Raw genomic sequence first — 12,548 nt, forward strand, 5'->3', positions numbered from 1 at the left:
CCCTGAGCTATGCTCGGGGAGGGGGACCATCGCGCCAGCGATGGTGGAGGGGCGTCACGGACCGGCCATGCCCCTCCACCACGCCCTGCGGGCGCGGTCCCCCTCCCCAAGCACAGCTTGGGAAGGAATGGGTTTACCGTTCGCTCAGTCAGAACGGGGGCGGGGCAATGGATCGGGGCGGCTTGCCCACTGTCCCACGAAAATCCCCGCAACCCGCCGCTCCATGGTTGCCCGCCGGCCGGTCGCCGCCTAAGGTCCGCGCCACTTTCATCACCAAGATCCGAGAAACGATGACCACCCCGCGCTTCAAACGTATCCTTCTGAAATTGTCGGGTGAGGTCCTGATGGGCGAGGGGGGGCTCGCCATCTCGCCGGAGATCACCGCGCGCGTCGCGCAGGAGATCGCCGATGTCCGCGCGCAGGGCTATGAGCTGTGCATCGTCGTGGGCGGCGGCAATATCTTCCGCGGCCTGTCGGCGGCGGCCAAGGGGATCGAGCGGGCGACCGCCGATTATATGGGCATGCTGGCGACCGTGATGAACGCGCTGGCGGTGCAGAACGCGCTGGAGCAGATCGGCGTCGACACCCGCGTCCAGTCGGCCATCCCGATGTCGAGCGTGTGCGAACCCTTTATCCGCCGCCGTGCCGAGCGGCATCTGGAAAAGGGCCGCGTCGTGATCTTCGCCGCCGGTGTCGGTTCGCCCTTCTTCACCACCGACAGCGGCGCCGCGCTGCGCGCCGCCGAGATGAAGTGCGATGCGCTGTTCAAGGGCACCAGCGTCGACGGCGTCTATGATGCCGATCCCAAGAAGGTGCCGACCGCGACCCGCTACGAAACCGTCACCTTCTCCAAGGTGCTGTCCGACGACCTGAAGGTCATGGACGCCTCGGCCATCGCGCTGTGCCGCGACAACAATATCCCGATCGTCGTCTTCAACATCCGCGAACATGGCAATTTCGGTGCCGTGCTGTCGGGCCAGGGTGTGTCGACGATCGTCCAGAACGCAGGAGCTTAAATCATGGCAGCCTATGACAAGTCCGATCTCGAGCGCCGTATGCAGGGCGCGGTCGAATCGCTGAAGCACGACCTGAACGGTCTGCGCACCGGTCGCGCCTCGACGGCGCTGCTCGATCCGGTGACGGTCGAGGTATATGGCAGCCACATGCCGCTGAACCAGGTCGCGACCGTCTCCGCGCCCGAACCGCGCATGCTGTCGGTGCAGGTATGGGACAAGTCGAACGTGTCGTCGGTCGAAAAGGCGATCCGCTCGGCGGGTCTGGGCCTGAACCCGATCAATGACGGCCAGACGCTGCGCCTGCCGATCCCCGACCTGACCGAGGAGCGCCGCAGGGAACTCGCCAAGCTGGCCGGCAAGTACGCCGAGGGCGCGCGCATCGCCGTGCGCAACGTGCGCCGCGACGGCATGGACAGCCTGAAGGTCGACGAGAAGAAGGGCGTCTTCGGCGAGGACGAGCGCAAGCGCCACGAGACCGAGGTGCAGAAGCTGACCGACGCCACCATCGCCGAGCTGGATGCAGCCGCCGCGGCCAAGGAAAAGGAAATCCTGGGCAAGTGAGTCCTCCGGCCGCCTCGGCCCAGACGGCTCTGGGGTCGCTGGTGGCCGTGCCCGATACGGGTGCGGTACCGCGTCACGTCGCGATCATCATGGACGGCAATGGCCGCTGGGCCAAACGCCGTCTGCTGCCCCGCTTCGCCGGTCACAAGGCCGGGGTCGATGCCGTGCGCCGGATCGCGCGTGCGGCGCGGGTGATGGGGATCGAGGCGCTGACGCTCTACGCCTTCTCGTCGGAGAATTGGCGGCGGCCCGAGACCGAGATCAGCGACCTGATGGGCCTGTTGCGCATCTTCCTGCGCAAGGACCTGGCCGAGCTGGTGTCGGACAATGTCCGGTTGCGGGTGATCGGCGACTATCGCCGTTTTCCCGCCGACCTCGTGGCGCTGATCGACGATGCGATCGAGCGTACGGCGGGCAACAGCGGTCCGGTCCTCGCCATCGCGCTGAACTATGGCGCGCAGGCGGAATTGGTCGAGGCGACCCGGCGGCTGGCCCGCAAGGTCGCGGCCGGTGAGATGACGGCGGAGGCGATCACCCCGGAGGCGATCGAGGGCGAGTTGCAGACCAACGGCCTGCCGCCGCTCGACCTGGTCATCCGCACCTCGGGCGAGCAGCGCCTGTCCAACTTCCTGCTGTGGCAGGCGGCCTATGCCGAGCTGCTGTTCGTCGACACGCTCTGGCCCGATTTCGACGAGACGGCGCTGGCCGATGCGGTGGCCGAGTTCGGCCGACGACACCGGCGTTTCGGCGGCCTGTGACCGACCCTAAATCCCCCAAGGCCGGAGCGCCCGAGGCGGCCCCGGCCAACCCGCCCGCGTCCGGCATGTCCAACCTGACCAAGCGGGTGCTTGCCAGCATCGTGATGATCGCCGTGGCCAGCGTTTCGCTCGTACTGGGCGGTCTGGCCTTCTGGCTGCTGGCCGTCGTCGTCGCGCTGTTCATGATGGCCGAATGGTCCGACCTGTTGAAGGTCGATGCCAGGCAGAAGCGGCTGGCGCAGTTCGCGCTGTCGGTGCCGCTGGCCATCATGGCGCCGGGTCTGGCGGCCGGGCCGGGCTTTTTCGCGCTGGGGCTGATCGCGGCGACCTTCTTCTTCCTGACCATCGTGTCGCGCCGCCCGGAGTTCGGGGCAGGGGCCCTTTATGTCGGGTTGCCCGTCTTCTCGCTGCTGGCGATTCGGCTGCATGACGACGGGCTGGTGCTGTCGCTCTGGTCGATGGCGATCGTCTGGGCCTGTGACAGCGGGGCGTTCTTCGTCGGGCGGCAGTTCGGCGGGCCGAAGCTGGCCCCCAGCATCAGCCCGGCCAAGACCTGGTCGGGCCTGATCGGCGGTGTGGCGGCGGCGACGTTGCTGGCGGTGCTGATGCGCTGGGCGCATGGCCTGCCATTGCATCTGGTCATCGCGACGCCGGTGCTGGCGGTGCTGGCGCAGATGGGCGACCTGTTCGAGAGCGCGCTGAAGCGGCGCGCAGGGGTCAAGGACAGCGGTAACGTGCTGCCCGGCCATGGCGGCGTGATGGACCGGCTGGACGGCATCGTGCCGGTCGCGCCGATCGCCGCGCTGCTGATCCTCCTTCCGGACCTGTTCTGATGCGTAGCGTAACCATTTTGGGGGCGACCGGATCGGTCGGCACCTCGACGCTGGACCTGATCGAGCGCGAGCCCGACCGTTACCGCGTCCGGGCCCTGACGGCCAATTGCGATGTCGCCAAGCTGGCGGCGGCGGCGAAGCGGACAAACGCCGAACTGGCGGTCGTGGCGGACGAACGCTGCCTGCCCGATCTGCGCGCGGGGCTGGCCGGAACCGAGACCCGCGTGGCGGGCGGCCGTGCGGCGGTGATCGAGGCGGCGGCCATGCACGCCGACTGGACGATGGGTGCCATCGTCGGTTGCGCCGGGCTGGAACCCGCCATGGCCGCCATCGCCAATGGCGGCACGGTGGTGCTCGCCAACAAGGAGCCGCTGGTGTCCGCGGGCGAGGTGGTGCTGGCGGCGGCGGCCAAGGCGGGGGCGACGCTGCTCCCGGCCGACAGCGAGCATAACGCCATCTATCAATGCTTCGACTTCGAACAGCCCGAGCGGGTGCGCCGAATCGTTCTGACCGCCAGCGGCGGCCCATTCCGACAGTCTACGACCGAAGAGATGCGCCGCGTCACCCCCGAACAGGCGGTGGCGCATCCCAACTGGTCGATGGGTGCCAAGATCTCGGTCGATTCGGCGACGATGATGAACAAGGGGCTGGAGCTGATCGAGGCCGCGCGCCTGTTCCCGGTCCCCTCCGACCGGATCGAGATCGTGCTGCATCCGCAATCGGTGATCCACTCGGCGGTCGATTATGTCGACGGCTCGATGCTGGCGCAGTTGGGGCCGTCGGACATGCGCGTGCCGATCGCCCATTGTCTGGCTTGGCCCGACCGGATGCCGACGCCGATGGCGCCGCTCGACCTGGTCGCGCTGGGACGGATGGACTTCGCCGCGCCCGATCCGGTGCGCTTCCCCGCGCTGCGGCTGGCACGGGCCGCGCTGGAGGCGGGCGGGGCGGCTCCGGCCATCCTCAATGCCGCAAACGAGATCGCGGTGGCGGCTTTTCTCGCACGTCGCATCGGCTTCCTCGAAATTGCCGCAATCGTCGAGGATGTTCTCCATCGCTACGACCCCGCCCCACCGGAGTCGCTCGATGCGGTGATCGCGATCGATGCGGAAACCAGGGCAATAACGGCCGAGCGCGTTGAGGATTGCGTCGTTTGATCGAAACCCCCGGCCTGTTGTTGACCATCCTGGCCTTTGTCCTTGCCCTCGGCCCGCTCGTGTTCGTGCACGAGATGGGGCATTATCTCGCGGGACGGTTGTTCGGCGTGAAGGCCGAAACCTTTTCCGTCGGTTTCGGGCGCGAGATCGCCGGGTTTACCGACAAGCGTGATACGCGGTGGAAGATCGGCTGGCTGCCGCTGGGCGGTTACGTGAAGTTCGCGGGCGACATGAACCCGGCCAGCCAGCCCGACGCCGCCTGGCTGTCGCTGCCGCCCGAGGAACGCGCCCGCACCTTCCAGGCCAAGCCGGTGTGGCAGCGCGCGATCATCGTCGCGGCGGGCCCGGCGATCAATTTCGCCGCCGCCATCCTGATCCTGGCGGGCTTCGCCTATGCCTATGGCGAGGCGGTGGTGCCGCCGGTCGTGGGGCAGATCATGCCCGGCAGCGCGGCGGCCGCGACTTCGCTTCGCCCCGGTGACCGGGTGACGGCGATCGACGACCGTGCCGTCACCGACTTCGCCGATATCGCCCGCTATGTGCAGATACGCGCCGGGGACCGGGTGACGATCGCGGCGACGCGCGGCGACACGCCCTTCACCACCAGCGCGACGATCGGCACCGAGGAACAGCGCGACCGCTTCGGCAACAGCTATCGCATCGGCCGTCTGGGCCTGCGCGGTGCGGGTACGGTCGACGTCCGTCCGGTCAGCCTGCTGCGCGCGCCCGTGGTGGCGGTCCAGCGTACCGGCGAGATCGTCCGCATGATGGTCGAGACGCTGGGCCAGGTGATTTCGGGCCGACGCTCGGTCAAGGAACTGGGCGGACCGGTGTCCATCGCGAAAGTGTCGGGCGAGCAGATGTCGCTGGGCCTCGACGCGTTCGTTTTCTTCGTGGCGCTGGTGTCCATCAATCTGGGGTTCATCAACCTCTTGCCAGTGCCGATGCTGGATGGCGGTCATCTTCTCTTCTATGCGATCGAAGCGGTGCGGCGACGCCCCCTGGAGCCGGTGGCCCAGGAATGGGCATTCCGTGGCGGCATGATCGCGATCCTGGCCCTGATGCTCTTCGTAACGTTCAACGATCTGGGCAATTTGGGGCTGTGGAAAAATATCCGCAGCTTGATCGGCTGACGCCGATGGGGCAGGGCGCGACGACGACAGGGGTCGGTTCGACTTTTCTGGGGTGGGTTTGGTGACAGCAATGACGGGTATGAAGACTGTGCGCGCGGGCGCCATGCTGCTGGCGGGCACGATGCTGTCGGGTGTTCCCGTCATGGCGCAGACCGCGCCTGCCGCGCCGAGCGCCGGGGCCGGTGCCGCGCCGACGCAGGCCGTGGCGCCTGCGCCGGTGCGCACGATCAAGACGCTGCGGGTCGAAGGCGCCCAGCGTATCGAGCCCGAGACGGTGTTGTCCTACACCAAGCTGCGGGTCGGCATTCCCTATACTCCGGAAACGCTCGACCAGGCGCTGAAGGACCTTCAGGCGTCCGAACTGTTCGCCGACTTCTCGATCTCCGGCGTGGAGACGGGCGACATCGTGCTGCGCGTGCGCGAGAACCCGATCATCAACCGGGTCATCCTGGAGGGCAACAAGCGCCTGAAGGAAGACAAGATCAAGAAGGAGATCAAGCTCGCGCCGCGACAGATCTTCACCCGGACGGCGGTTCGCCAGGACGTGGCGCGTATCGTCGAGCTGTACCGCCGCCAGGGCCGGTTCGGCGCGGTGGTCGAGCCCAAGATGGTCAATCTCGACCAGAACCGCGTCGACGTGGTGTTCGAGATCAGCGAAGGGCCGAAGTCCAAGGTCCGCCAGATCAACATCATCGGCAACGAGAAGTTCTCCGACGACGAACTGCGCGGTGCGATGTACACCAAGCAGTCGCGCTGGTTCCGTTTCCTGTCCTCGGCCACCAGCTATGACCAGGATCGCCTGGCCGCCGACCAGCAGAAGCTGCGCCTGTTCTACCTAACCAACGGCTATGCCGATTTCCGGGTGACGAGCGCGGTCGCCGAGCTGACGCCGGACAAGAAGGACTTCATCATCACCTATGTGGTGGAGGAAGGCCCGCGCTATAAGTTTGGCGATGTGAAGGTCGACAGCCAGATCCGCGACTTCGACAATGAGAAGCTCGCCCAGTCGCTGCCCATGAAGAAGGGTGATTGGTATAATGCCAAGCTGATCGAGGACTCGATCGACAGCCTCAGCCAGACGGCGGGCCTGTTCGGCTATGCCTTCACCGACGTGAACCCCGACTTCCAGCGTGACAAGGACACGCTGACGATGGCGATCACCTTCAACATTGCCGAGGCCAAGCGGACCTATGTCGAGCGGATCGACATCAACGGCAACACGCAGACGCAGGACAAGGTCGTCCGGCGCGAAATCCGCGTGGCCGAGGGTGACGCCTTCAACAGCTTCCAGGTCCGCCGCAGCCAGGATCGCATCAACTCGCTCGGCTATTTCCAGGAAAAGCTGGAGATCAAGCAGAACCCCGGTTCGACGCCCGACCGCATCGTGCTGGAAACCAATGTCGAGGAACAGTCGACCGGCTCGCTCCAGCTGTCGGCCGGTTACTCGTCGCTGGAACGCTTCATCATCCAGGCGAACATCACCCAGCGCAACTTCCGCGGCAAGGGCCAGGAACTGCGCGCGGGCGTGAACTATTCGGCCTATTCCAAGTCGATCGAACTGGGCTTCACCGAGCCTTATGTGTTCGACAAGAACATCGCGCTGGGCGTTGACGTGTTCCGCCGCGACTTCAACTCGTTCAACTATCTGGGCACCACCCGCCAGACGACCTACAGCCAGGTGTCGACCGGCTTCCAGGTACGCGCGGGCGTGCCGCTGACCGAATATTGGTCGTTGTCGGGTCGCTATGGCCTGACCTATGACCAGGTCGGCCTGGACGCGTCGTTCTTCAATGCGGACGGCACCTGTAACTTCCAGCAGGCGGGTCGCTATCTCTGCGACTCGATCGGCAATCGCTGGACCTCGTCGGTCGGCTACTCGCTGATCTATGACAGCCTGAACAGCCGCCTGCGTCCGACCGCCGGGCATCGCTTCTCGTTCAGCCAGGACTTCGCCGGTCTGGGCGGCGACGTGAAGTATATCCGCACCCGCGCGGAAGGCGCCAAGTTCAAGGGGCTGGGCAAGGGCTTCGTCTTCTCGATCCTGGGCGAGGGCGGTTATATCCATTCGCTCGAGGGCAGCCGTGGTCCGGGCATCGATCCGGTCCGCATCGTCGACCGCTTCTATCTGGGCGAGCCGCAGTTCCGCGGCTTCGACATTCGCGGCGTCGGTCCGCGCGTGTTGCGCGTGCCTTATAACATCGATCCCACCACCGGTGCCCAGTCGCGCGATACGGATCGTCAGCGGTTTGTCGACGACGCCCTGGGTGGCCGCGCTTACTATCTGGCGCGTGCGGAGCTCGAAATCCCGTTGGGATCGGGTGCGCGTGAAATGGGCCTGCGCCCCAGCGTCTATGTCCAGGCAGGCAGCCTGTGGGGCGTCACCCGCCCGCTGCCCTCGCTCAACTTCCCGCAGCGGGTTGTCAACGGCGTGCCGCAGTTCAACGCGGACGGATCGAAGACGCTCGACCCGTTGCCCGTCACCGACAAGGCCGGCAATCAGCTTTATCAGGTGCCGACGACGACCGAAACGACGGCCGCAGGCATCGCCGGTGCCAGCACGACCTGCCCTACCGGCTACTCGGCCACGGCGGGTGGCACCTGCCTGGGCACGTCGGCCAATGTCGCGCTCCAGAACACCAATTATGCCGAAGAGCAATTCTATCTCGGCACCTGGAAGCCGCGCGTGTCGGTGGGCATCGGTGTGAACTGGAATTCACCATTCGGACCGCTGCGCATCGACCTCGCCAAGGCATTGGTCACGCAGCCGGGCGACGACCCCAAGCTCATTACTTTCAACGTAGGGACGCAGTTCTGATGAAGACGATTTCCAAGCTCCTCCTCGCGGCGGCCCTTGTCGCGCCGGCCGCGACCGTCGCCACCACCGCCAGCGCGCAGGTGAACGGCGTCGCCGTGGCCGACCCGCAGGGCGCGATCGCCGGTTCGCGCGCCTGGGCCGCTGCCCGCCAGCAGATCGAGACAACCTACAAGGCGCAGCTCGACCAGGCAGAAACCCGCCGCACCGCGCTCGGCCGTGAGCTGGAGCCGCTGGTCCAGGCGTTCCAGACCGCCCGCGCCGCGCCGAACGCCAACGAGGCCGCGCTGCGCACTCAGGCCCAGTCGATCCAGGCCAAGCAGCAGGCCGCCGAGCAGGAACTGGGCCGCCTGACCCAGCCCGCCGTCCGTGCGCAGACCTATGCGGTCGAGCAGATCCAGGCGCGTCTGGGCGAAGCGGTGCAGAACGCCGTGCGCGCCAAGAATGTCAGCCTGCTGGTCAGCCCGCAGGCCGTGCTGTTCATGCAGCCGACCGCCGACATCACCTCGGCGGTGACCGCCGAGCTGGACAAGCTGGTACCGACCGTCAGCATTACGCCGCCCGCCAACTGGCAGCCCGGCCAGCAGGGTCAGCAGCAGGGCGCTGCCCCCGCCGCTGCCGCTCCGGCCGCCGCCGCCCCGGCGCCTGCCCGTCGCCAGAACAGCGGCCGGTAATATCCCGGTGAGCGACGTCGTGAACGAAGAGGCGAAGACCGTCATCGGCCCGATGGACGTGACGCGGGTCATGGCGGCGATCCCGCACCGTTACCCGATGCTGCTGGTCGATCGTGTCGAGGAACTGGTCCTCGACACGTCGATCCGCGCGGTGAAGGCGGTGACGATCAACGAGGCCTTTTTCCAGGGCCATTATCCCGGCCGTCCGATCATGCCGGGCGTGTTGATCGTCGAGGCGCTGGCGCAGGCCGCCGGTGTCCTGGGCGTGGAAAGCCTGGGCCTCGCGAATTCGGGCAAGCTGGTCTATTTCATGTCGATCGACGGCGTGAAGTTCCGCAAGCCCGTCGAGCCCGGCGTGCTCCTGCACCTGGAGGTCGAGTTCGTGTCGAAGCGGACCCGCGTCTGCAAGTTCGCAGGGGTCGCCAAGATCGACGGCGTCGTCGTGGCGGAAGCCAATTTCACCGCGATGATCGCCGATCCGCCCGCGGAAGCGTAAGCGACCGTCACGGGCTTTTGACTAACGGGGCGCGGTCCGCTATGGGCCGCGCCTTGAGCTTGAAGGCTGGTCGGAACCAGCCATTTTCCGGAGCAATATCATGAAGACCGATACGCATCCCGACTATCACATGATCAAGGTGCAGATGACCGACGGCACCGTGTTCGAAACCCGCTCCACCTGGGGCAAGGAAGGCGACACGATGCAGCTGGACATCGATCCGCTGGCGCACCCGGCCTGGACCGGCGGTCGCGGCACCATGCTGGACACCGGCGGTCAGGTCGCGCGCTTCAACAAGCGTTTCGGCGGCGGTCTCACGCTCCGCAAGTAATCGCTACCGGCCTCATCGCTGGACGATCGAAGGACCCGGTGCTTCCCGCGAAGCGCCGGGTTTTTCGCGTCCGCCGAAGCAGGGGGGGCGGGAATAGCTTTGTAGTATGTTAACCAGCGGTGTTTAGAGTGAAGCCATGTTCGCCGCCGAATTCGAACCTGCCGAATTTGCCAATCGCCGCCGCTCCCCGCGTAAGGCGACCGCGCTGGACACTGATCTGGGACGGGGCGGGCTCGACCGGGCGTTGTGCCGGGTCACCGACATCTCCACCACGGGCGCACGTCTCCAGACCTATACCGAATTGCGTCGCGGCCTGAAGATCTGGTTGCGCTTGCCCCATGTCGGCGAGATCGAGGCCAAGATCGTGTGGGCGTCCGACTTTGCCGCCGGTTGCCATTTCCAGACGCCATTGACGCGCGAGGCGTTCGACATACTGGCCCCGATGACCGCCTGATCCGTTCCATCGGCTGGTCAGTGCATGGCGAGTACGCTAGACGGGGCAAAAGCCGTAACAATTGGAACGATCTTGACGCTCTCCGCCATTCCCGTGGGTACGCCGCGCAGCGAGGACAGTATCGCCGCGGTCAGCGTGACCGAGCTGTTCACGATCGGCATCGGCCCCTCCAGCTCGCACACCGTCGGTCCGATGCGCGCGGCCAAGGCCTTCGCGGTCGAGATGCTGGACACCGGCCTGATCCCCGACCGGGTGCAGGCCGAGCTGTTCGGATCGCTGTCGCTGACCGGACGCGGGCACCATAGCGACCGGGCGGTGCTGCTGGGCCTGGCGGGCGAGATGCCCGAACGGGTCGATCCCGATGCCATCGACGGCTTGCTCGCGGGGATTCACGAGACGCGGCAGTTGATGCTCGACGGACGCCACCCATTGCCCTTCGATCCCGAACAGGACCTGCTGTTCCGGCCCGGCTTCCTGCCCGCGCATCCCAATGGCATGGTCTTTACCGCCTTCCTGCCCGATGGCAGTTCGGTCGTCCGCCGCTTCTATTCGATCGGCGGCGGCGCGATCCGGATGGAGGGGGCCGAGCCGATGCGGACCAACCGGCGGCTGGCACATCCCTTCGCGTCGGGCGCCGAACTGCTCGAGCGGACCGACGAGACCGGCCTGTCCATCGCCCAGATCGTCCGCGCCAACGAAGCCGCATGGCGTGAGGACGCGGACACCGACGCGTTCCTCGACCGGGTGCGCGACGCCATGTGCGCCTCGATCGAGCGGGGCTGTGCCGCCTCGGGTATCCTGCCGGGCGGGTTGAAGGTCCAGCGCCGCGCGCAGGCGATCCGGCAGAAGCTGCTCGACCGGGGGCCGCGAACCGATCCCAGCCTGGTGTTCGAATGGGTCAGCCTCTGGGCGCTGGCGGTGAATGAGGAGAATGCGGCGGGCGGCCGGGTCGTGACCGCGCCGACCAATGGCGCGGCAGGCGTCATCCCGGCGGTGCTGCGTTATTACGAGACCTTCGTCCATGGCGCGACGCGCGACGGGGTGCGCACGCTGTTGCTGACGGCGGCGGCGGTGGGGATGCTCTACAAGAAGCGGGCCTCCATCTCGGCCGCCGAGATGGGGTGCCAGGGCGAAGTCGGCGTCGCCTGCTCGATGGCGGCGGCGGGACTGGCGGCGGCCTTGGGCGGTTCGCCGGCGCAGGTCGAGAATGCCGCCGAGATCGGCATGGAGCATAATCTTGGGCTGACCTGCGACCCGATCGGCGGGCTGGTCCAGATTCCGTGCATCGAGCGTAACACCATGGGTGCGATCAAGGCGATCAACGCCGCCTATCTGGCGCTGCACGGCGACGGCAAGCACATCGTCAGCCTGGATCAGGTGATCGAGACGATGCGCCAGACCGGCGAGGACATGAAGTCGCAATATAAGGAAACCAGCCTCGGTGGCCTCGCGGTCAACGTCGTCGAGTGCTGATCACTTCCCCGCTGCCCAGCGCACCGCGTTGGTCAGGATGCGGCGGTAATCGGGATCGTCGTACAGCTGTGGCTCATGCCCCAGGGCGGAATAGAAGACGCGGCCCTTGCTGCGAGGGTTGATCCACATGACGGGATGCGCCGCACCCATGCGTAGCGTGTCGCCGGGACGGTAGCTGGCCTCGTCCACCTGTGCCAGGATGGTCATGCCGCGCGTCGCGGGGTTGCTGTCGAAGCTGTACCATTCGTCGCGTGGGCTCCACGACGTCCGCACGCCTGCCATGATCGGATGGCGGGGCTGCACGATGTCGACGCGGGCGGGCTGGATATGGTCTTCGCCATTCGGATGGCCGGTGAAGGTCGTGCCGATGATCGTATCGACATACCAGGGCGCCTTGTGGCTGTTGTCGCCCGCCGCGTGGAGCGCGACCACGCCCCCGCCACGCGCGACGAAACGGGCAAAGGCGGCCTGCTGCTCGGGCGTCAGGAAGTCGCCGCTGGCGCTGTTCAGGACCACCACCGAGAAACGGGACAGTTGGTCGTCGTTGAAGACGGCGGCATTTTCGGTGGTGAAGCTGGGGCGGTGCAGCGCTTTGGCGATGTCGGCGAGGACCGCATTGGAATGCGGGATATGCTCGAAATGCCGCCAGCCATTGGTCTTGGAGACGATCAGCACGCCGTGGCTAAGCCCGGCGGGCAGGGTGGGGGCGACCGTGTCGACGACCTTGGGCGGCAGATGCGGGTCGGACGGCGCCTGCGCCACGGCAACCAGCGCCATCATCATCAGCGTTTTCAGCATCATCCGTCTCCCTTTTGGGGGAGCGTAGCAAATCCTCCCCGGCACGGGGAGG

13 protein-coding genes are annotated in these 12,548 nt (G+C 66.6%); 12 read left to right on the forward strand and 1 reads right to left on the reverse strand.

Features of this window, described 5'->3' with window-relative positions:
* Positions 1-290 precede the first annotated feature (290 nt).
* The 12 genes from pyrH to ACQR50_RS05765 all read left to right on the forward strand — a co-directional run bounded on the left by pyrH (position 291) and on the right by ACQR50_RS05765 (position 11,698).
* Entirely contained in the window at positions 291-1,016 is a 726-nt protein-coding gene (pyrH, locus tag ACQR50_RS05710) for a UMP kinase (RefSeq protein ID WP_056439658.1), read from the forward strand.
* Positions 1,017-1,019: 3 nt separating this feature from the next.
* Positions 1,020-1,577, forward strand: coding sequence for a ribosome recycling factor (gene frr, locus ACQR50_RS05715; RefSeq protein ID WP_428970144.1), 558 nt, complete (start codon positions 1,020-1,022; stop codon positions 1,575-1,577).
* 89 nt (positions 1,578-1,666) lie between these two features.
* Entirely contained in the window at positions 1,667-2,335 is a 669-nt protein-coding gene (gene uppS / locus ACQR50_RS05720; RefSeq protein WP_428970648.1) for a polyprenyl diphosphate synthase, read from the forward strand.
* A 65-nt stretch (positions 2,336-2,400) separates the two neighbouring features.
* Entirely contained in the window at positions 2,401-3,168 is a 768-nt protein-coding gene (locus tag ACQR50_RS05725; protein WP_428970649.1) for a phosphatidate cytidylyltransferase, read from the forward strand.
* Entirely contained in the window at positions 3,168-4,325 is a 1,158-nt protein-coding gene (gene dxr / locus ACQR50_RS05730; protein ID WP_428970145.1) for a 1-deoxy-D-xylulose-5-phosphate reductoisomerase, read from the forward strand. The genes ACQR50_RS05725 and dxr overlap by 1 nt, the downstream gene beginning before the upstream one ends.
* Positions 4,322-5,458 carry an RIP metalloprotease RseP gene (gene rseP, locus ACQR50_RS05735; protein WP_428970146.1) on the forward strand — a complete coding sequence of 379 codons (1,137 nt, stop codon included), beginning with the start codon at positions 4,322-4,324 and terminating at the stop codon, positions 5,456-5,458. The genes dxr and rseP overlap by 4 nt, the downstream gene beginning before the upstream one ends.
* Positions 5,459-5,528: 70 nt before the next feature.
* Positions 5,529-8,273, forward strand: a complete 2,745-nt coding sequence (gene bamA / locus ACQR50_RS05740; protein WP_428970147.1) for an outer membrane protein assembly factor BamA — start codon at positions 5,529-5,531, stop codon at positions 8,271-8,273.
* Positions 8,273-8,944, forward strand: coding sequence for an OmpH family outer membrane protein (locus tag ACQR50_RS05745; protein ID WP_056439645.1), 672 nt, complete (start codon positions 8,273-8,275; stop codon positions 8,942-8,944). Before bamA ends, ACQR50_RS05745 begins: the two co-directional genes overlap by 1 nt.
* A 52-nt stretch (positions 8,945-8,996) precedes the next feature.
* Positions 8,997-9,440 (forward strand): 3-hydroxyacyl-ACP dehydratase FabZ, encoded by a 444-nt coding sequence (fabZ, locus tag ACQR50_RS05750; protein ID WP_042487765.1) that lies wholly within the window; start codon positions 8,997-8,999, stop codon positions 9,438-9,440.
* A 100-nt stretch (positions 9,441-9,540) separates the two neighbouring features.
* Positions 9,541-9,771, forward strand: a complete 231-nt coding sequence (rpmE, locus tag ACQR50_RS05755) for a 50S ribosomal protein L31 (RefSeq protein ID WP_042487709.1) — start codon at positions 9,541-9,543, stop codon at positions 9,769-9,771.
* A gap of 136 nt (positions 9,772-9,907) precedes the next feature.
* Positions 9,908-10,225, forward strand: a complete 318-nt coding sequence (locus tag ACQR50_RS05760; protein WP_428970148.1) for a PilZ domain-containing protein — start codon at positions 9,908-9,910, stop codon at positions 10,223-10,225.
* 72 nt (positions 10,226-10,297) lie between these two features.
* Positions 10,298-11,698 carry an L-serine ammonia-lyase gene (locus ACQR50_RS05765; RefSeq protein WP_428970149.1) on the forward strand — a complete coding sequence of 467 codons (1,401 nt, stop codon included), beginning with the start codon at positions 10,298-10,300 and terminating at the stop codon, positions 11,696-11,698.
* Here the strand turns inward: ACQR50_RS05765 and ACQR50_RS05770 are convergent, their stop codons facing one another.
* Positions 11,699-12,499 (reverse strand): ThuA domain-containing protein, encoded by an 801-nt coding sequence (locus tag ACQR50_RS05770; protein WP_428970150.1) that lies wholly within the window; start codon positions 12,497-12,499, stop codon positions 11,699-11,701.
* Between the last annotated feature and the right edge of the window lie 49 nt (positions 12,500-12,548).

The sequence above is a fragment of the Sphingomonas sp. Xoc002 genome, assembly GCF_050408055.1.
In the GTDB taxonomy this organism is placed as follows: Bacteria; Pseudomonadota; Alphaproteobacteria; order Sphingomonadales; family Sphingomonadaceae; genus Sphingomonas; species Sphingomonas yabuuchiae.